The organism is Rhodococcus sp. IEGM 1318, from assembly GCF_033142465.1.
Lineage (GTDB): Bacteria > Actinomycetota > Actinomycetes > Mycobacteriales > Mycobacteriaceae > Rhodococcus_F > Rhodococcus_F qingshengii_B.
Map to the genome: position 1 here is coordinate 356,831 of NZ_JAWLSC010000006.1, position 23,878 is coordinate 380,708.

General features: G+C 62.8%; 23 protein-coding genes and 1 pseudogene. 7 read left to right on the forward strand and 17 right to left on the reverse strand.

Annotated elements, in window-relative coordinates; all coding sequences use genetic code 11:
* Window position 1: 1 nt before the first annotated feature.
* Together R4P65_RS17005 and R4P65_RS17010 are read right to left on the reverse strand one after the other, a co-directional pair.
* Complete coding sequence (locus R4P65_RS17005) at window positions 2–247, reverse strand: hypothetical protein (RefSeq protein ID WP_317827380.1); 246 nt, start codon at window positions 245–247, stop codon at window positions 2–4.
* The gene (locus tag R4P65_RS17010; RefSeq protein ID WP_317827381.1) at window positions 213–1,220 is read right to left on the reverse strand and encodes an erythromycin esterase family protein; all 1,008 of its coding nucleotides are present in this window, start codon (window positions 1,218–1,220) and stop codon (window positions 213–215) included. Before R4P65_RS17010 ends, R4P65_RS17005 begins: the two co-directional genes overlap by 35 nt.
* A 113-nt stretch (window positions 1,221–1,333) precedes the next feature.
* On the opposite strand from R4P65_RS17010, the gene R4P65_RS17015 reads away from it, so the two are divergent.
* Entirely contained in the window at window positions 1,334–2,101 is a 768-nt protein-coding gene (locus R4P65_RS17015) for a MerR family transcriptional regulator (protein ID WP_317827382.1), read from the forward strand.
* Here R4P65_RS17015 and R4P65_RS17020 read toward each other — a convergent pair.
* Window positions 2,061–2,708 carry a TetR/AcrR family transcriptional regulator gene (locus R4P65_RS17020; protein ID WP_317827383.1) on the reverse strand — a complete coding sequence of 216 codons (648 nt, stop codon included), beginning with the start codon at window positions 2,706–2,708 and terminating at the stop codon, window positions 2,061–2,063. The genes R4P65_RS17015 and R4P65_RS17020 overlap by 41 nt on opposite strands.
* A gap of 77 nt (window positions 2,709–2,785) precedes the next feature.
* On the opposite strand from R4P65_RS17020, the gene R4P65_RS17025 reads away from it, so the two are divergent.
* A complete protein-coding gene (locus tag R4P65_RS17025) occupies window positions 2,786–4,327 on the forward strand; it encodes an MFS transporter (protein WP_317827384.1) in 1,542 nt (513 codons plus the stop codon).
* Here R4P65_RS17025 and R4P65_RS17030 read toward each other — a convergent pair.
* Window positions 4,227–6,509, reverse strand: coding sequence for an ATP-dependent DNA ligase (locus R4P65_RS17030; RefSeq protein WP_317827385.1), 2,283 nt, complete (start codon window positions 6,507–6,509; stop codon window positions 4,227–4,229). The genes R4P65_RS17025 and R4P65_RS17030 overlap by 101 nt on opposite strands.
* 131 nt (window positions 6,510–6,640) lie before the next feature.
* On the opposite strand from R4P65_RS17030, the gene R4P65_RS17035 reads away from it, so the two are divergent.
* On the forward strand, window positions 6,641–6,913 hold the full coding sequence (locus tag R4P65_RS17035; RefSeq protein ID WP_317827386.1) for a WhiB family transcriptional regulator: 273 nt from the start codon (window positions 6,641–6,643) through the stop codon (window positions 6,911–6,913).
* Window positions 6,914–6,973: 60 nt separating this feature from the next.
* The gene (locus R4P65_RS17040; RefSeq protein ID WP_317827387.1) at window positions 6,974–7,879 is read left to right on the forward strand and encodes a transporter substrate-binding domain-containing protein; all 906 of its coding nucleotides are present in this window, start codon (window positions 6,974–6,976) and stop codon (window positions 7,877–7,879) included.
* A 138-nt stretch (window positions 7,880–8,017) separates the two neighbouring features.
* Here R4P65_RS17040 and R4P65_RS17045 read toward each other — a convergent pair.
* Window positions 8,018–8,449, reverse strand: a pseudogene (locus R4P65_RS17045) (hypothetical protein); the annotation flags it as partial.
* Between the two features lie 186 nt (window positions 8,450–8,635).
* Here R4P65_RS17045 and R4P65_RS17050 point away from each other — a divergent pair.
* Complete coding sequence (locus R4P65_RS17050) at window positions 8,636–8,806, forward strand: hypothetical protein (protein WP_317827388.1); 171 nt, start codon at window positions 8,636–8,638, stop codon at window positions 8,804–8,806.
* 84 nt (window positions 8,807–8,890) lie between these two features.
* Here the strand turns inward: R4P65_RS17050 and R4P65_RS17055 are convergent, their stop codons facing one another.
* From R4P65_RS17055 to R4P65_RS17105, 11 genes are all read right to left on the reverse strand, one after another.
* Window positions 8,891–9,322, reverse strand: coding sequence for an SRPBCC family protein (locus tag R4P65_RS17055; protein ID WP_317827389.1), 432 nt, complete (start codon window positions 9,320–9,322; stop codon window positions 8,891–8,893).
* A 74-nt stretch (window positions 9,323–9,396) separates the two neighbouring features.
* Window positions 9,397–11,034 carry a cation acetate symporter gene (locus R4P65_RS17060; protein WP_230814441.1) on the reverse strand — a complete coding sequence of 546 codons (1,638 nt, stop codon included), beginning with the start codon at window positions 11,032–11,034 and terminating at the stop codon, window positions 9,397–9,399.
* Window positions 11,031–11,393 carry a DUF485 domain-containing protein gene (locus tag R4P65_RS17065; RefSeq protein WP_003939976.1) on the reverse strand — a complete coding sequence of 121 codons (363 nt, stop codon included), beginning with the start codon at window positions 11,391–11,393 and terminating at the stop codon, window positions 11,031–11,033. Before R4P65_RS17065 ends, R4P65_RS17060 begins: the two co-directional genes overlap by 4 nt.
* Before the next feature lie 162 nt (window positions 11,394–11,555).
* On the reverse strand, window positions 11,556–13,307 hold the full coding sequence (locus R4P65_RS17070; RefSeq protein ID WP_230814443.1) for a cation acetate symporter: 1,752 nt from the start codon (window positions 13,305–13,307) through the stop codon (window positions 11,556–11,558).
* Window positions 13,308–13,317: 10 nt separating this feature from the next.
* Window positions 13,318–13,689: a hypothetical protein gene (locus tag R4P65_RS17075; RefSeq protein WP_317827390.1), complete on the reverse strand. Its 372-nt coding sequence runs from the start codon at window positions 13,687–13,689 to the stop codon at window positions 13,318–13,320.
* Window positions 13,686–14,516, reverse strand: a complete 831-nt coding sequence (locus tag R4P65_RS17080; protein ID WP_230814445.1) for a LytR/AlgR family response regulator transcription factor — start codon at window positions 14,514–14,516, stop codon at window positions 13,686–13,688. Before R4P65_RS17080 ends, R4P65_RS17075 begins: the two co-directional genes overlap by 4 nt.
* 12 nt (window positions 14,517–14,528) lie before the next feature.
* Window positions 14,529–15,746, reverse strand: coding sequence for a sensor histidine kinase (locus R4P65_RS17085; protein ID WP_230814446.1), 1,218 nt, complete (start codon window positions 15,744–15,746; stop codon window positions 14,529–14,531).
* Entirely contained in the window at window positions 15,743–16,129 is a 387-nt protein-coding gene (locus R4P65_RS17090; protein WP_317827391.1) for an MmcQ/YjbR family DNA-binding protein, read from the reverse strand. The genes R4P65_RS17085 and R4P65_RS17090 overlap by 4 nt, the downstream gene beginning before the upstream one ends.
* A 4-nt stretch (window positions 16,130–16,133) precedes the next feature.
* Window positions 16,134–17,348: a lipase family protein gene (locus R4P65_RS17095; protein ID WP_317827392.1), complete on the reverse strand. Its 1,215-nt coding sequence runs from the start codon at window positions 17,346–17,348 to the stop codon at window positions 16,134–16,136.
* A 15-nt stretch (window positions 17,349–17,363) separates the two neighbouring features.
* A complete protein-coding gene (locus tag R4P65_RS17100; RefSeq protein ID WP_317827393.1) occupies window positions 17,364–19,007 on the reverse strand; it encodes a Na+/H+ antiporter in 1,644 nt (547 codons plus the stop codon).
* Window positions 19,008–19,127: 120 nt separating this feature from the next.
* Entirely contained in the window at window positions 19,128–19,319 is a 192-nt protein-coding gene (locus R4P65_RS17105; protein ID WP_214884047.1) for an antitoxin, read from the reverse strand.
* A gap of 179 nt (window positions 19,320–19,498) precedes the next feature.
* On the opposite strand from R4P65_RS17105, the gene R4P65_RS17110 reads away from it, so the two are divergent.
* The gene (locus R4P65_RS17110) at window positions 19,499–20,641 is read left to right on the forward strand and encodes a GGDEF domain-containing protein (protein ID WP_317827394.1); all 1,143 of its coding nucleotides are present in this window, start codon (window positions 19,499–19,501) and stop codon (window positions 20,639–20,641) included.
* Window positions 20,642–20,646: 5 nt separating this feature from the next.
* On the opposite strand, the gene R4P65_RS17115 is transcribed toward R4P65_RS17110, so the two are convergent.
* On the reverse strand, window positions 20,647–23,151 hold the full coding sequence (locus R4P65_RS17115) for a cation-translocating P-type ATPase (RefSeq protein WP_317827395.1): 2,505 nt from the start codon (window positions 23,149–23,151) through the stop codon (window positions 20,647–20,649).
* Window positions 23,152–23,288: 137 nt separating this feature from the next.
* On the opposite strand from R4P65_RS17115, the gene R4P65_RS17120 reads away from it, so the two are divergent.
* Window positions 23,289–23,876, forward strand: a complete 588-nt coding sequence (locus tag R4P65_RS17120; protein WP_317827396.1) for a hypothetical protein — start codon at window positions 23,289–23,291, stop codon at window positions 23,874–23,876.
* Window positions 23,877–23,878 lie beyond the last annotated feature (2 nt).

Genomic DNA, 23,878 nt, shown 5'->3' on the forward strand with positions numbered 1-23,878 from the left:
GTTACCAGTACTGATGACGCTGCCCGTCGGTATCGGCGACGAAAATGACCGCGTCGGCGCCCTCCAACTCCGAAGGTTTCAGCGGCAGATGCCCTGGCAGGATCGCTTCTCCCGCGGTGATCGACGGGCCGAGCGCGGCTCGCAGGGCCGGAGTCGAGAACAGGGCACGCCGACCGGTCGCATCGGCCAACGCTCCCTGCAGAGTGCCCGGATCACTGTCGGGATTGGCGTCGGTTGCCAAGAACACGTAACGCTCCCCGAGGACAAGTCCGACGAGCGAACCGGCGCTCCCCCCAACTGACCACATCATCGCTGACCGGCATCTCGGACTGCACTCGCAGGAGATGAGCGTTGTGGGCAAACAGCAGACTCGGCCCGCGTCGCTGCTCCTGAGCAACGACGGCCAGCAGGTTCTCCGCCATCATCTCGGCACGCAGGCTGAGCAGAGTGCCGATGCGATCAGGAGCGGAACTCGCCATCGCGGCGTGGTATCGCAGAAGACCCACAGCGGTGCGTGCGTGTGCGAGGGCCAGGTCGTACCCGGTCGGGTCGGCGGACCGCAGCACAGGTGCGGCGCGCCGCAGGACGCTGCCGAGGTCGTCCGCAATGATGCGCAGGGCGCGAGCATGATCGGAGTTGCCGACGGACGCAGCCGGATCGAACATCGCCGCCGGGTTGGTCCAGTCGGTGTCCTGCCCGAGCAGAAGGTCGACGTCATCGAGAAAGTGCGGCCGCAACGCGGCGGGAAGGAAGTCACCTATCGCTGACAGTGCGCGGCGTGGGCTCGGAGCGCCGGAATACTCGACCGGAGCATCGAAGCCGTAGAAGCGAACTCGGTCAGCCGGAGCGCGGCCGTGGTTGTACTCGCGTAGCCATTCGACGAGTTCGCGGTTACCCGGTACCGCACCGAATCCGTGACTGAAGCCTGTGACGAGGACTGTCTCGATGTCCGCCTCTCCCCCGCTCACGTAGTCGTCGACAAGGAATGCCGCAAAGGCATCTGTTTCGAGCACGATCGACCGATACCCTCGTTCGACCAGCTGGCCGAGAAGTTCGTTGCGCAGCAACGGAAAAGCCTTGATCCCGTGAGTCGGCTCGCCGAGGGCGAGCAGAGTCGGCGCCTCGCTTCGCGCTGCGAGCAGGTCGTCGACAGCACGGCCAAGACTTGCCGAGTCTTCGAGATGGCGGCCGATTTCAGTCAGTGTCGAGGCAGTAGACATGGATATCCCTTTCGAAGGTGGACTGCCTTCGACAGTATCGTTGAAGGTTCGAGTGAAACTTTTACTACAATTACCTGGGGCAGATCACTGAAAGCCTCAATCGGAGGTAATCAGTGCGGCCCATCGATCTTGCCCGTGAACACGGATTGTCCGCACAGGCGATCCGCAATTACGACGATGCGGGCATCCTTCCTCCGACCGAGCGCAGCAACACCGGCTACCGGCGATACACGCCTCTGCACGCGCAGGCCCTGCGTACTTTCCTTGCGTTGCGCAGCGGTCACGGACACCAACAAGCTACGGAAATCATGCGGGCGATCAATCAGGGCGACACCGAGTCCGCCTACCGCCTGATCGACAGTGCTCACGTGACGCTGCGCGCCGAGCGTGGCACTCGCACCGAGGTAGCCACTGCGCTGGGGACTCTGTCCACCACGGCACCGGCACTGGTGCACGGACCAGCGTTGACGGTGGGTGAACTCGCGCGCCGTCTCGGCGTTCATCCGGCGACACTGCGCACGTGGGAAGAGCACGGCATTCTGCGTCCAGAGCGCGAACGATCAACGGGTTATCGCGAATACGGTCCGGAGTGTGTGCGCGACGCCGAGATCGCGAGGCAACTGCGACGCGGCGGCTACCGACTGTTGCAGGTCGCCCAATTCGTCGATTCGCTGCGCGAGGCCGGCGGAGCGGACGCATTGGCAGCGTTCCTCGACTCCTGGCAAGACCGGCTGACCATACGCAGTCGCAACCTTCTCGCCGGTGCGGCTCAGCTCGATGCCTATCTCACGATGCTCGCGCAGACCGAGCAGGTTTGCCGATCGACAAATGGCCACGGCGTCAGTTCACAAGCCGCGCAAGGCTCCTCACCATCCCGCTGACGGTGTCGGTCGACGGCCACGGGAATTCCGGGAGATCGGCCCGCAACATCACCTGTCCGTGCAGCGAAGTCCAGATCGATACCGCATCGACGAAAGTGTCTGTGCTGGTCGACCTCCCAGCGGCGACGCACGCGTCGAGGTTGGTCACCAGCGTGTTGAAGGCGGCCAGTCCTCGCGTATCCGATTGTGGTGACTGACCTTTCGGCCTGGACCACCCGAACAAGACCCGGTACCGAGCGGGCTCGGAAATGCCGAACTCGACGTATGCCGAGCACCCGGCATACAGACCCTCGACCGGGTCGGGGTGTGCGGCAACGGCGTCGGCCACGGCGAGATGCAACTGCTCCAGCGATTCGGAGACCACCGCTTCGACAATGGCGTCGCGATCGGAAAAGTGTCCGTAGATAGATGGTGCGGATATCCCGACTTCGCGAGCGACCGATCGGAGCGTCACTGCCTGATCCGATCCGGTGCGGGCGATGAGCGTCGCCGCTGCGGCGACGATCTCTCCGCGGAGCCGTGCGCCGCTTCCTCTCGGATTTCGGGCGCGAGTACTCCGAGAACCACTCGCCCCAGTTTCATCGGCATCTTCGGAAACATCACTCACCCGACAAACTTTACACATGTAAGGCGAAGGGGTACGTTCTCATAACTAAACATTCGTAAGGTTACATTCGTAAGGACATGATGAATTCCCTCGAACCCAATGACCGGCGACGATGGGCAGCACTCGGCGCCCTCTGCACATCCCTCGTCGTAGTCACGATCGACAACACCATCCTCAACACCGCTATCCCGACCCTTGCCCGCGAACTGCAGGCGACCACCGTCGACCTGCAATGGATCACCAACGCATACACATTGGCGTTCGCCGCCTTGCTCATCACGGCAGGTGGACTCGGCACAAGATTCGGTCACCGTCGGATACTTCTGACCGGCCTCACCTTGTTCGCCCTCGGGTCAGCCTTCGCTGCCCTCTCTCACACGTCGTTGCAGCTGATCGGCTGGAGAACAATGATGGGAGCCGCCGCCGCACTGGTCATGCCGGCGACGCTGTCACTTGCCGTCTCGATGTTCGCCCCGCACGAGAGAGGGCGGGCGATAGGAATCTGGTCTGCAACCGCCGGACTGGGAATCACGATCGGCCCCGTAGTCGGTGGCGTACTTCTCGAACATTTCAGTTGGGGAAGCGTCTTCTGGATAAACGTCCCATTGGTCGCCGTTGTGATAGCCGCGACGGTTTCTCTTGTGCCCTCAGCAGGGGGAATGGTGAAGGGTTCCTTCGACATCCCCGGACTCCTGTTGTCCGCCGGCGGACTGGCTTTGATCGTGGATGCCCTCACCCAAGCAAGCCTTCGCAGATGGTCGTCGCCCATCACGGTGCTGGAGATCGTCAGCGCAACAGCACTTCTCGCCGGGTTCGTCTGGTGGGAGCTGCGGGTCCCGGCGCCGATGACAGACGTGCGCATCTTCACCAGCCGAGTGTTCAGCATCTCCAATGCCATCTTGGCCGCAACGTTCTTCGCCTTGTTCGGTGTTCTCTTCACGTACACGCAATACCTCCAATTCGTTCGCGGTTACGGTCCATTGGTTGCCGGCGTCGGTGCAGTTCCGTTTGCACTGGTGATGGCGGCTGTCGCCTCCAGCAGCCATCGTGTGGTGGGCCGATTCGGGGTGCGCAGTTCGATCGCGGGCGGCCTCACGGTCATGTCCGTGGGACTGTTGGTCTTGTCGATCGCCGCGGGTAGGTACGCACCGTTCGGGGTCTTGGCTGCGATAATGGCACTGGTTGGCGCCGGGATGGGGTTGGTCATGGCTCCGGCAACAACTGCGTCGATGTCGTCGGTTACGCCCCAGCAGGCTTCGATGGCAAGTTCGATTAACAGTGTCGTACGGGAATTGGGTGGAGTTCTGGGCGTCGCCATCGTCGGGACAGTCGTAGCAACGGTTTTCCGGTCCCGCTTCGAACCCGGAGTCAGCGCTTCCACAGTCGATCTGGCGCAGATCCACGCCGACGCTCCCCCGGTGAGCATTGTGGCCGAAGCAGCGAATCAGGCTTACACTTCGGCGATGTGCATGGGAATCCAGATCTGTGCCGCAGCAGCGTTCCTCGGTGCGTTGGCCGTTATTGCCTTGTTTCCCGCACCACGTCGCCCGGCTTCTTGTCCTCCCGCAGACCCCGCCAACTCGGATGACGTAGACGCTCGGTCTTCGTCCAATCCATGAACCGCACCTCACCGACGAGTTCCGGTTTCACCCACACTGCTCCCTTTCGGTCGTCGGCGGGCAGTTCCTCCTCGAACGGACTTTCCTTCTGACGCAGCGGTTCCAGTGTCGCAAGTAAGGACTCCAAATCACGATCGCTGAAGCCGGTACCGACGCGCCCCACGTAGGTCAATCCGTCCTCACCCGGAATTCCCATGAGCAGCGCCCCGATCCCCTGCGCTCGATTGCCCTGCCCGGTGCGCCACCCACCGATCACCACCTCTTGGGTGCGCCAGTTCTTCACCTTGATCCAACTCGACCCACGCCACCCCGGAAGGTACACCGATGCAAGACGTTTGGCGACAATCCCTTCCCACCCGGCATCGGCACTCACCTCCAACGCGTTCTCCGCCGTACCCTCGATCTGTGGGGGTACCTCGAGTTCACCGACCTTGCCCGCCAACGCATTCAACACGGTACGGCGATCCGAATAGGACTTCCGCAGCAAAGACACTCCGTCGAGGTACAGAAGATCGAAGGCCAGAAAAACCGGATCCCCACCGCGCTGCAGCAGACCGAAATCGGTGACACCCGCCTCGTTGTACGCCACCACTTCGCCGTCGAGAACCACGTCATGACCGTCCAGGGTCTCGGCCAACCCGGAAAGGGCGGGATAGTCCCGAGTCTTGTCGTTACCCGCGCGACTGCGGAGTGACATTGCGCCCGAACGGTATTCGAGAATCACTCGAATACCGTCCCACTTTCCTTCGAAAGCCCACTCCTGCGGGTCGAGACCCTCGAGCGTTCCAGCGGTGGCAAGCATCGGCTCGAGATTCTTGGGAAACTCCGTTCCGAAACTCGCGTTCTGGTCCTTCATCAGATGCATCAACCACTGGTCACCCTTTGTCCGGATCATCGCGAACCGTCCCTGCACCCGCTCCCCGCTCAGGCGCACGATCACCTCGTCTTCACGCCACTTCTCGGTCTCGTATGTTCCGGAATCCCAGATCGTCATCGAACCGCCGCCGTACTCCCCCTTCGGAATCGTGCCCGAGAACGTGGCGTATTCGAGCGGATGATCCTCGGTGTGCACGGCTAGCCGATTCTCTCCGGCACTGGTCGGCACACCCTTCGGGACTGCCCAGGATACGAGCACACCGTCCCTCTCTAGACGTACGTCGTAATGCAATCGTCTGGCGTGATGTTCTTGAATCACAAAGGTATTGCCCGCTGTCTCCTTGGCCACCGCAGCCGGGATCGGCTCGGGCGTCCGATCAGGCGATCGTTTGTTGCGATAGTGCGTCAACGTGTCGGCAACAGCCGCCGAGACCGGCGGATCCAGATCGGCCAGCAGATCACCGTCTGATTCGACGCGCTCCAGCACCTCGTCGAACAGCAGGTGGCGCAGCTTCGGATCGTCGAGTTCGTCCCAACTACGCGGCGCGGCAACATAGGGTTGATCACGACCGCGCATCGAATAGGGCGCAATGGTGGTCTTGGCGGCGTTGTTCTGACTCCAGTCCACGAAGATCTTGCCGGCCCGGACATTTCGAGCCATCGTTGCGGTGACGAGATCCGGGTGAAGCTTCTCGAGTCCGGTGGCGATCTGCTTGGCGACAGTCGACGCACCACTGCCGTCCAAAGTTCGATCCAGCGGAACGTAGAGGTGGATTCCCTTGCTACCACTGGTTACCGGATAAGCAGTCCACCCCAGAGTTGCGACCAGATCTCGAATCGACCTCGCAACCTCGGCGCACTCGGTCAACCCCACGCCCTCACCCGGGTCGAGATCGAACACCAGACGTGTCGCCGGGCCACGCTCGGAACCGTCGAACCGCCATTGGGGAACATGCAATTCGAGTGCCGCCTGCTGCCCCAACCACGCCAGGGATGCAACGGAATCGAAGATCGGGTACGTGACAACACGATCCGAATGTTGCAGCGACGCTCGGGTAAGCCACCGCGGCGCAGACGACGCAAGGTTCTTTTCGAAGAAGGACTGGCCATCGACACCGTTCGGCCAACGCTTACGAGTACCCGGCCTACCGATGACGTGCGGAAGCATGACTGCGGCGATACGGGTGTAGTAGTCGATGACTTCGGCCTTCGAGGTCCCACTCTCGGGGTAGAGGATCTTGCCCAGATTGGTTACGGGCACGGTTGTGCCGTCGAGAGTGATCTGACCCCGATCCGTCGTTGCCATTTCCTCATTGTGCTGGAAACCGCTGTGCCTGGATAGCGCTGTGTCTGGCAGTAGAAATCTGGTGGATCGGAAACCTGCCGCAGCGCAGGGCCACGGGTGAGACTGGATTTTCGATGGGAGAGGAGACCACGATGACCGTTCGCAGTTCACCGGGGCCGTTAGTGGAAAACAACTGGCGGACGTTCGCCACCTGTAAGACGGTGGACCCGGCGGTGTTCTATTCGCCGGGTGAAGAACGCGGACGCAATCGGGCCGCACGGGAAAGTTCCGCGAAGCAGGTGTGCTTCCGCTGCCCAGTCATCCGGGACTGCCTGACTTTTGCACTCGAGACCGCTGAACCGCACGGAGTCTGGGGTGGGACGACGCCGTCTGAGCGCCTTGCGCTACGACGCTCAGCTGCGTGAACAGGTCCCGCACGAGACCCCCGTCACGTCCGTACCGGACAAACAGGCAAGATGGCGCCCATGACACGACGCGCCGTTGCCGTGACCGCGATCTTTGCTTCCTCGATCTTGTTGGGCTCGTGTTCGTCGCAGCCGGAGGCACCTGCGGCAGCGGACACCACGACCACGGTTCCCGAGGCCTTCACCAAACTGCCCTCGACCACCGCGGTGGACAAGTGCGGACCCCAGAGCGGGACCACCCTCGAAGACGGTGTCTTGACCATCGCCACCGATTCACCGGCGTACGCACCGTGGTTCGTCGACAACAATCCGTCGAACGGCAAGGGCTTCGAGGGCGCGGTGGCCCGCGCCGTCGTCGACAAGCTCGGATACACCACCGAGCAGGTTCGCTTCACAACGGTCGCCTTCAACGACGCGTTGAAACCGGGCCCCAAGGACTTCGACTTCGACGCCAATCAGTTCACGATTTCCGGGGAACGCCGCGAGAACGTCGACTTCAGCTCGCCGTACTACGCAGTGGCGCAGTCGGTGATCGCCTCACGCGGAAGCAAAGCCGCTGGTGCAAAGAATCTTGCGGATCTTGCCGGCTACCGCTTGGGCGCTCAGACGGGTTCCACCAGCCTCGCGGCGATCACCGACACGATTGTTCCGACCACTGCGCCACGCGAGTTCGCGACCACGGACGACGCGAAAGCAGCGCTGGCCGCGGGCGAGATCGAGGCGCTGGTCGTCGACATCCCGACGGGATTCCACATCACCGAGAACGAACTCCCCGGGTCCGTCATCGTGGGTCAGTTTCCGCGGCCCAACGCGGTCACCGAATTCTTCGGTTTGGTGCTCGAGAAGAACAGTCCACTGACCGCGTGTGTCTCCGCCGCCGTGGATGCGCTCTACGCCGACGGCACCCTCGAGAAGCTCGCGACCGAATGGATCACGGACAGCGCGGACGCACCCGTACTCGAGTAATTCAGCCGGCGCGCCCACTGATCGCGCCGACGAAGACCTTCGGGATGTCTGCCGGTATCGGAGCGAAATGACTGTTGCCGCCGGCGAGAGCCGAATCTGCTCGAGCACATCGGTATAGGCGTCATCGGTGACGCCGATGATGATCGGCACCGGGCGCGTCGGGTCCTGTTCGCGAGTCACGGTGTCGAGGAGTTCCCGCAGCGCGATACCTGTCGAATCGTCGTTGGCACCGTCGGTCAGCAGTATCACCGAATTGATCGAGGCCGGATCGGAGGACTGTTGCACCGACCGATACGCGGCGAGAACGCTGTCGTACAAACCTGTTCCGCCGCCGACGATCGAAGAGAGATTGTCGATCTGAGACAGTAGTTTGCTCCGATGGTCCGTCTCGTCTTCGGTTGCATCCATACGGGCGATGGGTTCGAGTTCGCGGTAGTCCGTCCCGTCACCGAGGTCCACGGAGAATGCCCAGGGGCCCAATTGTGCGTTGCCGGGAAACATTCGGATCGCGATGTCGCCGGCCTGCGCAGTCGCGGCCATACAAGTGATCCCGGCCTGCATGTAGTCCATGGACCCCGAGACGTCGACAACTGCCAAGGCGCGCGATGGTCTGACAGAATCTCGTACCGCGCGAGGGCCTTGGTGACCACAGCCGGATCGGACGGCACCAGCGACAAAACCTTCCCCACTCCACCGGCGACCAGTGGGGCCTGATCCGCGCCGCGGAACCCGAGGCCGGCGAGCACGGAGCGTCCGGTGTCCGATGTCAGAGCCGCCGCCAGCGGTTTGCCGGCTTCGTCTGTCCTCGACGAGTCTGCACCCACACTTGCCATCGGGCAGTCCATGAAGACCGAACCGACGGCCGGCGCGGACGCGGCGAGTCCACTACGTCGAGCGAATCCTTTCCAGCGGGAACCGCACCGGTAACCAACCGATGCCTGGTTTATTTCGCCGAAAAGAATCCTAACTCATATTAGCGGCGAAGTAGCTCTACGTTTGTATCTCGACAAACTAGGTGTAGATCTGGACAAACTGGGCCAGTGACTTCTCCACATCGCCTTTGAGCGCCCGCGCCACACTCGAACCGATCGGGCCGAACAACGGCGCGCCGCCCAACTCGACTGTCAGCGCGAGTTCCGACCCGTCGCCCTTTGCCTTCACGTCGAGTTCGAGACCGAGCTGGACCCCGCCCTTGCCGTCTCCCTTGAGCGAGATCGCCTTCGGAACGTCGTATTTCTTGATGGTCCACCGAACGCGGTTGCGCAGGCCCTTCACCGTCACGACCGAGCTGATCTCGGTACCGACACCCAATTGCTCGGGAAGTTCACTGCGCCATCCGTCGTGAACCACGAGCCAGTTTTCGTATCCACTGAGATCGGACGCCTTGTCCCACACTTCCTGAGGAGGAAGCGGAACATCGATTTTCACTGTGAGCTTTGCCATGGCAGAACAATAAGCCCCGTGCGCCTTTTCCGTAACCAGAGGTACCAGAAAGACGCACGGGGGCTTTGCCCCTCTTAGTGGCTGACAGCCTTTTCGACGCCGACGCCGGTGAGGGAGCGAACTTCCATCTCTGCCTGCTTTGCCGGGTCTTCGATCTTGTTGCGTCCGATGTACGTACCGACAATGCCGAGGACGAATGCCAGCGGGATCGAGACGATACCGGGGTTCGAGAGTGGGAACCACGCGAAGTCGGAGTTCGGGAACATCGACGACGCCTTGCCCGACACTGCCGGGGAGAAGACGATCAGCGTCAAGCAGCTGATCAAACCGCCGTAGATGCTGAAGAGTGCACCGGTGGTGTTGAACTTCTTCCAGAACAGCGAGTACAGCAAGGTGGGCAGGTTCGCCGAGGCAGCCACCGCGAAGGCGAGAGCCACCAGGAAGGCGATGTTCTGCCCCATCGCCATGATGCCGAGAACGATGGAGACAAGTCCGATGACCACGACGGTGATTCGAGAAACTCGAACCTGCTGCTCCTCGGTTGCGTTGCCGCGCTTGATGACACTGGCGTAGATGTCGTGAGCGAACGACGCCGACGCAGTGATCGCGAGGCCGGCGACGACGGCGAGGATGGTCGCGAAGGCCACCGCGGAAATGATGCCGAGGAAGATGGTGCCGCCGAGTTCGAAGGCGAGCAGCGGAGCTGCCGCGTTCTCCTTACCGGGTGCCGCCAAGATCTTGTCCGGTCCGACCATACTGGCCGCGCCGTAGCCGAGGACCAGCGTGAACAGGTAGAAGGCGCCGATCAGCGCGATCGCCCAGGTCACCGAGCGGCGAGCTTCCTTGGCAGTGGGTACCGTGTAGAAGCGCATCAGCACGTGCGGCAGGCCGGCGGTGCCGAGCACCAAAGCGATTCCGAGAGAGATGAAGTCGAGCTTCGTCATTCCGGACAGCCCGTACTTCGCACCGGGCCCGAGGATGTCGCGTCCCTGCACACCCTTGGTGGTGGAACTGTTGACCATGTCCTGCGCATTGGCGAGCAACTGAGAGAAGTTGCCGCGCACTGCCCACAGTACGAGCACGAACATGATGCCGGCTCCGGCGACCAGCAGAACCGCCTTGACCATCTGTACGTAGGTGGTGCCCTTCATGCCGCCGACCAAGACATACACGATCATCAGCACACCGACGATCGCGACGACGATCGACTGTCCCACTTTGCCGTCGATGTTGAGCAGCAGCGCGACAAGTCCACCGGCGCCGGCCATCTGAGCAAGGAGGTAGAAGAGGGAAACTGCCAGAGTGGACAGGGCTGCCGCCATGCGCACCGGACGCTGCTTGAGCCTGAAGCTCAGGACGTCGGCCATCGTGAATCTTCCGGTGTTCCTGAGCAATTCGGCCACCAGAAGCAGCGCAACCAACCAGGCGACAAGGAATCCGATGGAGTACAAGAAGCCGTCGTAGCCGTACACCGCGATCGCCCCTGCGATACCGAGGAACGACGCCGCCGACAGGTAGTCGCCGGCGATGGCGAAGCCGTTCTGCGGGCCGGTGAACTGTCCACCGCCGGTGTAGAAGTCCGATGCCTTCTTGGTGGTCCGGCTGGCGCGGATGACCAGCGTCATGGTCACGACGACAAACGCGAGGAAGATCGCGATGTTGAAGGCGGGGTTTCCTACGTCCGTTTCGGACGCGGCGAGTGTGGTGATCACTGTGCGGGACCTTCCAGTTCTTCGCGGATGGCGGCGGAGCGGGGATCGAGCTCACGGCCGGCGAACTTCACGTACCACGCGGTGATGGCGAAGGTGGTGACGAACTGCCCGAGGCCGAGGATGATGCCGAGATTGATGTTTCCGAGGACCTTGGTGGCCATGAAGTCGTGGGCGTAGGTAGCCAGGACGACGTACACCGCATACCAGAGCAGGAAGAATGCAGTGATGGGGAAAACGAACTTGCGCAGACGCGTTCGGAGTTCCTGGAATTCGGGACTCGCTTGCATGTCTATGAATGCCTGGGCATCCGGGGTGCGTCGCTCTTGCGGCGACCCCTCACTGATTTCTGCTGTGGACACTGCCGGCTCCTCGCCTCGCGTGTGAAGTGAACTACACACAGACGTTAGTGAGATTGGAGTCACATGAAGACGCTGTGGTGGCAGTCACACGCTGAGCAGTCGCGCGCTGCGCCGAACGGTCCGGCAGGCGCGACCAACGGCATGAGCCCTGGGCGATGAAAGTCAGGGTTGGCGGAGATCGTCTTCGCGATCGGAGCCCATTCCGAGCCGTTCGGGGGCGTGCATCCGCGTGAAGATTCGCGCAATATCTGCCGGTACTTGCTTTGCCGACGCCTTGCTCACGACGATCATCGTGAGGAACGCCAGCGGCACGCTCACCGCGGCCGGGAACGCAAAAATGGCTGCCGGCCAGCCACCGAGGACGTTCTCCGACAAACCGCCCAGAACTGCGACGGTAGCGGCGGTTCCCGCGACGAACCCGCCGACCACCATCCCCGCCCCCGCACCGACGGCGGTGAGGCCGCGCCACCAAATGCCCAACACGAGCAGAGGGCAGAGCGTCGACGCCGCGACCGCGAACACCAACCCGACGGTTCTCGAGAGGTCGACCGACACCACCGCAAGCGACAGCACGAGCGGAACGACACCGGCCAGGAGTGCGGCAATGCGGAAATCCCGAACACGCCCGCGGAGGACATCGGTACTGACGACCCCTGCGATGCTGACGAGCAATCCGGACGACGTCGACAGGAAGGCCGCAATGGCACCGGACGCCACGAGGGCTGCCAGCAGTTGGCCGCCCCACCCCGAGAACACCGACCCCGGAAGCAGCAGCACCGCGGCATCCGAGGTACCCGTGATCAGAAGTTGCGGAACATACAGGCGAGCGAAGACACCCAAGAGTGTCGGAAACAGGTAGAACACGCTGACCAGACCGACAACTGCGAGCGACGTCAGACGAGCGGCCCGACCGTCGGGATTGGTGTAGAAGCGGACGAGAACGTGAGGCAGGCCGAGCGTTCCGAGGAATGTGGCGAGCATCAGCGAGTACACCTGATACATCGGGTGCGGCCCACCGAAACCCCAACCTGGGGTGATCCAGTCCGAGTTCTGCGCAGGTGCTCCGGCGACGACGGGGACCGCGGCTCCCGCGTCGAGGACCATGGACATGCCTTCACCGAGGGTGTGCTCCCCCGGCCCCAGGGTGACGGTACCTTCGACCGCTCGCCCGTCGACCGTGCCACCGCTGACCGTCACCGGCTCGGACACCTGGACCACGACGTCGGTGGTGATGTCCACCGTCGTTGCAGTAGTGACCGTCGGCGGCATCGAAGCGCCGACGTCGTGGTGATCTCCGAAGAAGTAGAAGGTCAGTGCCACAGCGGGAATCGCGACGGCGGTCAGTTTGAGCCAGTACTGGAAGGCCTGAACGAAGGTGATCGAGCGCATCCCGCCGCCCACGACGTTGGCGATGACGATGACCCCGACCGCAACACCGCCGATCCAACTGGGAACACCGAGCAGGATGTTGAGCGTCAGGCCCGCGCCTTGGAACTGTGGAATCAGATACAGGATGCACACCATCGCGACCACGAGCATCGCGAGCTTGCGCAATCGCGGTGAGCCGAGACGGAATTCGGCAAAATCGGGGACGGTGTACGCTCCCGAACGCCGAAGCGGCGCTGCGACGAACAGAAGCAGTGCGAGGTATCCGGCGGTGAATCCGATGGGATACCAGAGGGCGTCTGCACCGTATTTCGCGACCAGCCCGGCGACGCCGAGAAACGAAGCAGCAGAGAGGTACTCGCCGGAGATGGCCGTCGCATTCCACCGCGCGCTGACGGTTCTGGACGCCACGAGAAAGTCCGAGGTGGTGCGAGCGAGCCGAACTCCGTAAATGCCGATCGCCACCGTCGCCACAGCCGCTGCCACGATGCCGAGCACCGTCAATACCGGGATAGGTTGTCCTCCCACAGCGCCGCGCTCAGTCGTCCACGATGTCGGTGAAGTCCTGCTCGTTTCGTTCCGCCCGACGCACGAACACCCAGCCGGTGATCAACAGCAAGGGATACACGGCGCCGCCCATCACGAGCCACGGCAATCTGATTCCCAGGACAGCGACGTCCGACAGCGTCGGGAACAGGTGCGTCAGAAGCGGTACTGCACAAAGGAGCCCGGCTGCGACGACGGCAAGGCGGATCGCCAGCCCCAACTGCGCGCGAACGAGACCCCAAATCATGGCGTCACCGACTTCGGTCTGTTCCTGCACCTCCACCCGTGTCCGCACGATCCGAGCGCCACTGCGTTGCGCCAACACCACACGCTGACGTTGAGGAGGATCGGACTGCGACGTCATCGCGACAACCAACTCTGCTTGGGCGCACGAACCAGACGATCCTTGAGTTCACGGGTGTGTCTGCGGCTGACCGGAAGCTCGACGGGGGGCTTGTCGCCGTGCGGGCGCAGACACACCACCAATCCACTGCCCACCGTGCGGATACCGGTGACCAGCGCCAGAGACACCAAATAGGAGCGGTGAACGCGCAGGAAGCCGGCGTCCGCCCAGCGTGATTCGAGCGTCGAGATCGGGATGCGTACCAGGTGCGACTTCCCTGCAGTGTGCAAACGCGCGTAGTCCCCGTCGGCTTCCACCCACTCCACCGAGGACCGCTGAACGAGCGTCGTGACACCGCCCAGTTCCACCGGGATCACCTCGTCGGTGGACGCAGCTTCGGGCTTGCTCTCGCTCTTGGTGCGCCCGGCCAACCCCACGATCCGTTGAACAGCCTGAGCGAGACGCTCCTCCCGGAGCGGTTTGAGTAGGTAGTCGACGGCACCGAGATCGAATGCCGCAACCGCTCGATCGTCGTGCGCTGTCACGAACACGACGGGCGGCGGCGTGGCGAAGTTGGAGAGAATGCCTGCCAGTTCGAGACCGTCGAGTCCGGGCATGTTGATGTCGAGAAACACCGCGTCGATGCTTCCACCGCGCAGGATCCTCAACGCGGTCGTCGCATCCGATGCAGTGTGAACGTGCGCGACCGAGCCCTCTGCACGCAGCAAGAACGCCAGCTCGTCGAGGGCTGGTTTCTCGTCGTCGACGGCGAGGACGGTCAGCTGGGCATCAGTGTCAGTCTCGTTCACAACAGGTCCATGTTCCCACGACGGTTTCAGCCTGATCATCGAAGGCGAGAATCAGACGTGAATCCCCTGCTTGAACTTGGGAACACGCATACTGACCTTCGTTCCCGCGCCCGGCGCCGTCTCCACCACCAGCCCGTAGTCGTTTCCGAACGCGGCGCGAAGCCTGTCGTCGACGTTGGCCAAGCCGACGTGAGCGGCTTCCCGCGCGCTGGGTCGTCCTGATCCCGACTCGATGGCGTCGAGCGAACCGGAACGCAGTAGTTCGGGATCCATCCCCACACCGTCGTCCTCGACGCTGATGATGCAGTCCGGTCCCTCGTCCGCGGCCACGATGGTGACAGTGCCGCCCTCCGGCTTACTCGAAATGCCGTGACGAACCGCGTTCTCGACCAGCGGCTGGAGAGCCAGGAAGGGAAGGACCACGTTGAGCACTTCGGGTGCAACCTGAAGGCGGACGTTCAGCGCCTCCCCGAATCGCGCGCGTTCGAGAGTCAGATACCGATCAATGTTGCGTAGCTCGTCGGCGAGCAGGGTGAACTCGCCCGCTGATCGAAACGAGTACCGGGTGAAGTCCGCGAACTCGAGAATCAGTTCCCTGGCACGCGCCGGGTCGGTCCGCACGAACGACGCGACGGTGTTGAGCGCGTTGTAGATGAAGTGGGGACTGATCTGCGCGCGCAGAGCCCGCACTTCCGCTCGATCCAACAGGGCCCGGGACGCGTCGAGGTCGGCGAGTTCGATCTGACTGCAGGCGTACCGAGCGACCTCGGTGACCGCTCCGAGCATTCCCGGCCACGGATCTTCGCTGGTGACGATTCCCATCACCCCGACTACGCCGATGTCCTCGATCAACAGGGGCTGAGCGATCAGCGCTCGCACGCTGTGATCGCTCGATCCGCGCACCAGGTCTGCGTGGGTGACGAGCACCCGGCGCTCGCCTTCGATCGCGCGAATGGCGGCGTCGTGGAACTGATCGGCCAACGCTTCGTGACGACCGTCCCACGCCAGCAGATTTCCCGACGCGTCAGCCAGGCCCAAGCCGGCGCCGCCGGTCAGCTCGCGCAGGTGAGGCGCCGCCTCCGCCGCCGAATTCTTGTCGAGTCCGCGCCGAAGTGGCCGCGCAGCAAGCGAAGCCGTGTGGAGCGCCGCGTGGACGGCACGCTCGGTGGGGGTGGTCACCTCACGTCTGGTGCGCATCCACACCGCGGTCAGCGCCCCGGCCACTGCGAGAATCAGCACGCTCAGAAGCGCGACTACGGCCGGGCTCAACGCGAATCCTCATCCAGTTTCCGGGTCAGAGTTTTCGGAGCCACCGTGCGGTACGCATCTTCGACGACGTCGGCGACGTCGTTCCAAAATTTCTCGTCCTCGGTTTCGTCGGCGCTCGGCACGTCGAGGTACACGCCGATCCATCCGCGGCCACCCACGTACGGCGGGACGAAGAACCTCGACGGATCGCGGCTGACCCAATCTGCCTGCGCCCCAGATGGTGCCGCGGCCCAGATCGCGAGACGATCGTCGTGGTGGTGATCTGCCATGGTGACGAACTGCGGCGCCTTGCGCACGAACCACGACACTTCACCGTGGCTGACTCGCTCGGTTGCCTCCGGCAATGCCAGTGCAAGGGCGCGGATTCGCTCCAACGGCGTCATCGATTCACGACCCGCAGGTATTCGGCGCCGGCACACCTGCAAATCTATCCTTGACCCACGCAACAGCTCCCGGCACGGCGGCGCCGTCCGCGTGACCCTCGCCCGGCCGCGCCTGGAACTCGATGACGTCACCCTCGGCGCAGGCGCGTTCGACTGCCGCCTCGGTCCATTCCGGACGGATGAGGTTGTCATTGGTACCGACGACGACGTACATGGGACCGCTCGCCCGTTGACGTGGGAGAGCAACGTCGCTGAGCCACGCGTGAATTCGATCCGCGTCCTCGGCGGTAGCGGGCCGGGTATCGGCCGGAGTGACCTTTCCGACAAGACCCAACTTCTCTGTCGCGCGAGAGGTCAGGCACGAGGTGAGCAGTTCGTAGTTCTGCTCGAATGCGCCACGCACGTAGTCGGTTCGTTCGAGTTCGGGGTGGGTGAGGGAGAGTCCTTCGAGCACGTACGGGAGCAGCAGCTGCTGTGGGAGAGACAGATTGACCTCGGAATCACTCGAGATGATCGGTGAGATGTCCGCTGCCGGGGACAGGTTTGCCGCACCCACGAATTCGAGGCCGTCGCCGTAGGTGTCGGCTTCCTCGGCTGCTGCCCAGGAGGCCTGCCCGCCTTGGGAAAGCCCCAGAGTTGCCCACCGAGTCGAGGTGTCCGGGACTACGTTGCGCGCCGCTCGAACCGCGTCGATGACGTTGAACGCCGCGGTGTCGGGTTGCAGGTAGGGATGCGGATCCGGAGTGCCGAGGCCCTCGAAGTCGGAGACAGCGACAACGTATCCCGAGTCGAGGAACGGCGCGACCAGACCGATCGTGCCGAAGAGAGTCGGCGACGTCGACGGCGCACAGTCGTCCGAAATACCCGTCGTGCCATGGCCGATGGAGACGATCGGCCAGCCACCCTCCGGCGGCGTTCCAGCCGGCGTGAACACCGTTCCCGATACCTGAGTCTCCCGGCCGTCGATGCCGGAGGTGGAGCCGTACAGGATCTTGACCGCACGCGCTCCGGACGCCGCCACTTCCGCTGTGCTGGTGAAAGGTTGACTGTCGAACACGACGCCGCGTTGAGCACTGCTCTCGACCGGCGGGGTGGTGGTCTCGGTGTCGGTGACAGATATGTCAGGCGACGTATCCGATCCACAGGCGACGCTCACGAGAAGTACGCTCGCCACCAGCACTGCCCAGCCTGCGCGAACTCTCGAACTCCGAACCGTCATACGCAGTGTTCCCCTCTATTTGCCCGCGCTGCCTGCTCGGCGACGCCTGACACGTTCCTCGGCTGCGGCCTCTTCGATGTCGAGTCCTTCCAATACGGTACGCAATACCTCGTCGTCGAGATCGCCCTCGTCACGTGCGGCGATCAGCGCAACTCGCTGCGAGCGCAATGACTGATGCCGGAACTTGTCGAACAACGCTCCCGCGTTCCACAGGACAGCCTCGCGATCGGCGTCTTCGTCGACCTCCTGGAGTTGAAGCCTCGCCTGCATCGAACGCCGCACACGTTCGACGATTGCCTGCAGTTCCTTTCCGTCGATCCCCGGCGGAGGGTGCGCCGCAGCGTCGGCCAACGCCTCCTCACCGGCCTTCCGAGAAATGTTGCGTGCCAACTCCATCTGTTCCTGCGTGCGCAACTGCTCGTAGGGATCCGCGACGTCGAGGCGACGAATCATGAACGGCAGAGTCGATCCCTGAATCAGCAAGGTCCCGACCGCGACGATGAACGCGATCGCCTGGATGACGCCGCGTCCGGGGAACGGCTCGCCGGACGAGAGCGCGAACGGAATACCGCCGGCGGCAGCAAGCGTGACGACGCCGCGCATACCCGCCCACGAGACCACCAGATTCTGTTTCCACGTCAGTTGATTCTCGCGATCGCGGCGCAGGGTTACACCGAATCGAACACGCGAGTAACTCAAGAACAGCCACAGTGGCCGAATCACGATGACCACGGCCAGGACTGCGAGACCGTATGCGAACACGTGAAGCACCGGAAGCCCGTCGGCGACAACATCGTCGATCACGAAGCTCAGTTGTAGACCCATGTACGCAAAGACGAACATCTCGAGGAGAGTGTCCAGGCTCGACCACACCGAGCGTTCCTGCAGTCTCGTCATGATCGACGCATCCGTCGAATAGTGCCCGATCACCAGGCCTGCTACCACGACGGCCAGAACACCGGACGCGTGCAGTTCTTCGGCGGCAAGGTACGCAGCGAACGGAAGCACCAGCCCCAAGCCGGTTTCGAGTGGAGAGTCGTACATGCGGGCACGAACGAACTTGACGACGAACGCGAGCACCAAGCCGACGACGACGCCACCGATCACTTCGTACGCGAAGAACAGCAGGGGCGAATCTGTGGCAATTCGCGTTCCGGTCACTGCTGCGACAGCGACGGTGAAGAGCGTCAGCGCGGTGGCGTCGTTGACGAGTCCCTCGCCCGTCAGGATGGCGATGACCCGTTTCGGCAGCCCGAGTTTCTGGCCGACTGCCACCGCGCTGACGGCATCGGTCGGCGCGATCACGGCCCCGAGCACGAGGGCGGCGCCGATCGTGAACTCGGGCACCATCCATTCGGCGAAGAAGGCAACCACGAACGCAGTCACCAACACCATTCCGACGCCGAGGCGCAGGATCGGGGCCAGGTTGCGTTTGAAGGTCGCTACCGAAAATTTGAGAGCGGCCGAGTAGAGCAGCGGCGGCAGGACCACACCGAGAATGACGTGGGGGTCGAGTTCGGGTCGCGGCATGCCGGGTATGAACGATGCGGCCGAACCTACCGCCACCAAAACCAGCGGTGCCTGCAGGTTTCGCCGATTGGACAGCCCGGTGACTGCGATGGCGGCAATGACAACCAGCAGAATCCAGGTGAAGTTCACGCGTTCATTCTGCCCGCCGACCCTGGGAGTTCACCCAGCGGACGCACAGAAGCCCGCGACCTTTTCGGTTACGGGCTCCTGAGCAATTGTGTTACCGAAACGGTGTTACCGAATCCGGTATTACTGCTTTTCGGGAACCGCCTTCTTGGCGGCCTCGGCTGCCTTGTCGATCTTATCGCCGTACTTGTTGCCGGTCTTGTCGTCGGCGATGTCGGCGACCTTGTCGATCGCGTCGTGAACCTTGTCGGAGTTCTCCGCTGCGAGCTCCTGGCCTTTTTCGACCAATCCCTTGACGTTGTCCAAGAAACCCATGTCCGTGTCCTCTCCCGGTGCTGACGCACATCCTTCGGCGGAATCATTCCTCCGCGCCCTTCGATTCTCACAGGTCGACGGCCTCTGCGCCAGAAAGCAGGTCCGCGCGCACGAGCCGCGCGATACTCGAGGTAGCGTTAACCCGCCAATAGCTGATTGACCACCCATCGACTCGACAGGTGCCCGGTTTGAATGCAGGACTGCGCGGGACGGGGAGCAACCTCCACCCGACGCGTGAACTGCTTTCTCGTTGGTGGTCAGACCACACTGATTACTCCTGGCTCCCCCGGTTCCTCGACGTCCGCGGGCTGACCGTTCCCGGACGCAAATTGGTTGCCGTGTGGTGTTTCCTCTTCGCCCTGATCGCGGCGACCATGCAGTTGAGCCGCTTCGGTTCCGACACTGCCCTTGCACGATCGGTCCTCGCTGTCGGAACGATCAGCGGGATCTACGCGGGATGTCGTTGGGCACGAAACGAATCGTGGCCCACCTGGCAACAATCAGTGGCCTTTCTCGTGTGGGCCGACCTGTGGCTCGCCGTCTCTCTCTTCTTCGCCGTACGCACCGCTTTCGTCGGAACCATCGGCTGCATCCTGTTCATCATGATCGGCTTCTACGCGGCGATTGTTCACAGCCCTCGCGTTGCCATCAGTCACATCGGCTGGGCTCTTGCTGTCTGTACGACGCTCGCTGCCATGGCGATGTCCGAGCCGGTCAACGACAACTGGGTGGTCGCGAACCTCTATCTGATGGTTGCCGGTGTGGTTTTCTCCACCGCCTGGATTCTGCAGATCGTCTGGCTGCGCCTGACCGACGACGCACGCAACGCCCACCGGGACTACCTCACCGCGACACTCAATCGCCGCGGACTCCAGGACGAGGCGCAGCATCTGCTGCGCAGTGATCGAACGCAGGCACTGATCGCACTACTCATCGACGTCGACTCGTTCAAGAACCTCAACGACACACACGGCCACGTCGCGGGCGACGATGCGTTGACGGCTGTCGCCGACCGCCTCATCGCTGCCGCCGGACCCGATGCGGTGGTGGCGCGAATCGGCGGGGACGAGTTCGTCGTCCTGCGCGGAGTCGATCGAGGAGATATCGAACAGGTCGCCACCGAGATTCATTCAGCGGTCTCGTCCGACTCCGATCCCTATCCTGTTTCCGCCAGTACCGGTGTCAGCGTCTATCTGAGTCGCGAGACGGACTTACCGGATCGAGCTGTCAACGACCTGATCGAGCACGCAGACAATGCGATGTACCGGGCCAAGAAGCGCGGCGGCGATCGCATTGCCTGGGTGCAGATGTTCAGGCGCTGAACTGGTTACTCGCTGTGAGCATGGTGATGCTCGCCGGGTAGGTCGTCAGGCGTGGCGAACATCTTCCGCTTCTCCCCGTGAATACGTGCACTGACCCACCACGAGAGTTCCACCAGTACAACGCCGATCGCGCCGAGGGTGATCGCGAGCGTCGTCGCAGCGACGTTGCTCGGATCCAGTTTGAAGAACTCTCGGGTGAACGGCAGAGCGAACAGAATCAGATAGCCGGCCACCGATCCACCGATCAGAACGAGCTTCCACCAGACGTACGGCCTGGCCACGACCGCCAGAACCCACACGGCGATCATGATCAACGTGATGAGCGCGCTGGTTCCGGCCTGGATCTTCTGGGTCTCCGTCTGGTCCGGACCTTGGTAGGCCAGCACGTAGGAGATGAACGTGGTGATGCCGATGATCAGACCGGACGGCAGCGCCAAGCGCATGACGCGGGAGACGAACCCGGTTCGCGCGCGCTCGTTGTTGGGTGCCAGAGACAAGATGAAGGCCGGGATACCGATCGTGAACCACGCTGCGATCGTGACGTGGCGGGGTAGGAACGGGTACGGCAGCGGTTCGAAGTCGAAGGCCTGGGACAGGACGCCGGTGATACCGATCAGGAATGCGAGTACCACCGAGTAGACGGTCTTGGTCAGGAACAGATTCGACACGCGCTCGATGTTGCCGATCACTCGGCGGCCTTCCGCGACGACGTACGGAAGCGTCGCGAACTTGTTGTCCAGCAGCACGATCTGGGCCACCGCTCGCGTGGCCGGGCTACCCGAGCCCATCGAGACTCCGATGTCGGCGTCTTTGAGGGCGAGAACGTCGTTGACGCCGTCACCGGTCATCGCGACGGTATGTCCGCGAGACTGCAAGGCCGCGACCATTTCCCTCTTCTGATCCGGCCGCACGCGACCGAACGTCGTTGCGCCGTCGAGCGTGTCCGCCAGCTTTTCCTGATCGCTGGGCAGCTCCCGTGCATCGATCGGACGGTCGCCGCCTTCGAGTCCGAGTGACCCGGCAACGGCGCCGACGGAAACCGCGTTGTCGCCGGAAATGACCTTGACCGCGACCTTCTGGCTGGCGAAGTACTCCAACGTCTCCTGTGCGTCCGGACGCACCTTCTGCTCGAGTACGACCAGAGCTTCGGGGGTGACGGTGCCCGGTGCGTCGGCGTCGTCGACGGGGAGGTCGCTGCTGCCGAGCATGAGGACACGAAGCCCGCTCGATCCCACTTCTTCGGCCTTGCGGGCCATCTCCGAGTCCGGATCGAGCAGCACGTCCGGGGCACCGAGTACCCAGTTGCCGTTACTGCCGTACGACTGGCCGCTCCACTTCTTCGCCGAGGAGAACGGCGCCACTGCGGTGGCTTCACCCCAGCCGGGATCGTCGGAGAGCGACTCGCGAATCGCCAGCACACTCGCGTTGGGGCGAGGGTCGGACGCAGCCATCGCGCTCAACGCGGACTTGACCGCAGACTCCCCCGAACCGCCCTGTGCGACATCGACCTCGGACAGACGCATACCGTTCTCGGTCAGGGTTCCGGTCTTGTCCGCGCACACGACGTCGACACGGGCCAAGCCTTCGATCGCCGGCAACTCCTGAACGAGGCACTGGCGCTTGCCCAATCGGATGACGCCGACCGCAAACGCGATGGAGGTCATCAGCACCAGACCTTCGGGAACCATCGGAACCAGCGCTGCCACCATGCCGTTGAGTGCCGGTCGGATCGGCAGGCCGATGGTGAAGAGCTGATTGAAAATGATCAGCGCACCCGCCGGAATCATCAGGTAGGTGATGAATTTCAGGATCTTGTCGATACCGCTGCGCAGTTCCGAGTGCACGAGAGTGAACTTGCTCGCCTCTTCGGCAAGCTTGGCCGCGTATGCATCGCCGCCGACCTTGGTGGCTCGGTATGCGCCACTGCCCGCGGCAACAAAACTGCCCGACAACACTTGCTGGCCACTCGCCTTGTGAACCGGATCGGCTTCACCCGTGAGGAGCGATTCGTCGACCTCGAGTGCGGCGGAACTGACCACTTCGCCGTCGACGACTATCTGGTCACCGGACCCGAGTTCGATAATGTCGTCGAGCACAACGTCTTTGGGTGCCATTGCCACGGCGACGCCGTCACGCCTGACCATCGGCTTGGCCTGACTCACGATGGCCAGTGCGTCGAGCGTGCGCTTGGCGCGGATCTCCTGGATGATGCCGATACCGCTGTTCGCGATGATCAACAACCCGAACATGCCGTCGATGATCGAGCCCGTCGCGAGCACGATCACCAACAACACGGTCAGGATCGCGTTGATGCGAGTGAAGACGTTGCCGCGAATGATGTCCTTGACCGAGCGAGACGCCCGATCCGGCACGTCGTTGGTTTGCCCCGACGCTATCCGGGCCGCAACCTGATCGGCGGTCAAACCGCGGGCGACGTCGACGTCGTCCGGCAATCGCTCAGGCGCTACCGCCACTGCTGTCTCTTCTGAACTGGTGTGCTCGTGAGCCATGGTCAAAGATTACGCACCCGGAGCAACTAATCAGGGTCGGACTCGTGTGGCAATCGCAGCTACACGAAGATCACACCCGTGCGCCGCGGTTCTGCGATGCTTGTCGGCACGAGCAGAGAAGACCAGCGAGGAACGTTATGAAATACGTCTACAAAGGTCTCGACGAGGCGCTTCGGTGCGAACGGCCCGTCGACCTGCCGATTTCTCGCGATCTCAATCGGACCGACGACTTGGTTCTCTGGTTGTCGGCAGCGCGGGTCTACTCCTTCGGGATGATGTTCGCGATTGATGCCCGCTACAAAGATCCGGCACTCTCGCTGAGTCTCGGCTCTTTCGACGTGCGTCCCACGTTCACACATTTCAGCGCACCGCTACTCCTCGGTCTCGGTTTCGCCGATGGAACATCGGTGACCACCGCGCAGAAAACGCGGGGTCTTCTGCTGGAGTTGCGCTCGGCCGAAAGCCGCTCAGGCTCAGTGCGGGGTGAATACCTACTGGCTCCGACACCTCCTGCCGGGCCGATCGAAGTCGCGACAGCATGGCCACAGTTGGGAATGGACGAGAAGGTCGTCACCCTCGACGGAGAAGTCATCGCCTCCGCGTCCGAAAGTGTCACGCAACTATGGCAACCGAAACGACAACCGAAACCCAACCTCACCAGTGAACAAGTGACGCACCAACCGCGGTATCAACGTGGAGGTTGGTTCGGAATCCGATTGGATTGAGA

Coding starts and splice junctions, on each gene's coding strand:
- R4P65_RS17080 (WP_230814445.1), bottom strand. CDS start 14,516: ATGATCAGGCTGAAACCGTCGTGGGAACATGGACCTGTTGTGAACGAG.
- R4P65_RS17115 (WP_317827395.1), bottom strand. CDS start 23,151: ATGGCTCACGAGCACACCAGTTCAGAAGAGACAGCAGTGGCGGTAGCG.
- R4P65_RS17035 (WP_317827386.1), top strand. CDS start 6,641: ATGACCGTTCGCAGTTCACCGGGGCCGTTAGTGGAAAACAACTGGCGG.
- R4P65_RS17030 (WP_317827385.1), bottom strand. CDS start 6,509: ATGGCAACGACGGATCGGGGTCAGATCACTCTCGACGGCACAACCGTG.
- R4P65_RS17090 (WP_317827391.1), bottom strand. CDS start 16,129: ATGACGCCGTTGGAGCGAATCCGCGCCCTTGCACTGGCATTGCCGGAG.
- R4P65_RS17120 (WP_317827396.1), top strand. CDS start 23,289: ATGAAATACGTCTACAAAGGTCTCGACGAGGCGCTTCGGTGCGAACGG.
- R4P65_RS17055 (WP_317827389.1), bottom strand. CDS start 9,322: ATGGCAAAGCTCACAGTGAAAATCGATGTTCCGCTTCCTCCTCAGGAA.
- R4P65_RS17010 (WP_317827381.1), bottom strand. CDS start 1,220: ATGTCTACTGCCTCGACACTGACTGAAATCGGCCGCCATCTCGAAGAC.
- R4P65_RS17105 (WP_214884047.1), bottom strand. CDS start 19,319: ATGGGTTTCTTGGACAACGTCAAGGGATTGGTCGAAAAAGGCCAGGAG.
- R4P65_RS17025 (WP_317827384.1), top strand. CDS start 2,786: ATGATGAATTCCCTCGAACCCAATGACCGGCGACGATGGGCAGCACTC.
- R4P65_RS17040 (WP_317827387.1), top strand. CDS start 6,974: ATGACACGACGCGCCGTTGCCGTGACCGCGATCTTTGCTTCCTCGATC.
- R4P65_RS17095 (WP_317827392.1), bottom strand. CDS start 17,348: ATGACGGTTCGGAGTTCGAGAGTTCGCGCAGGCTGGGCAGTGCTGGTG.
- R4P65_RS17075 (WP_317827390.1), bottom strand. CDS start 13,689: ATGACGTCGCAGTCCGATCCTCCTCAACGTCAGCGTGTGGTGTTGGCG.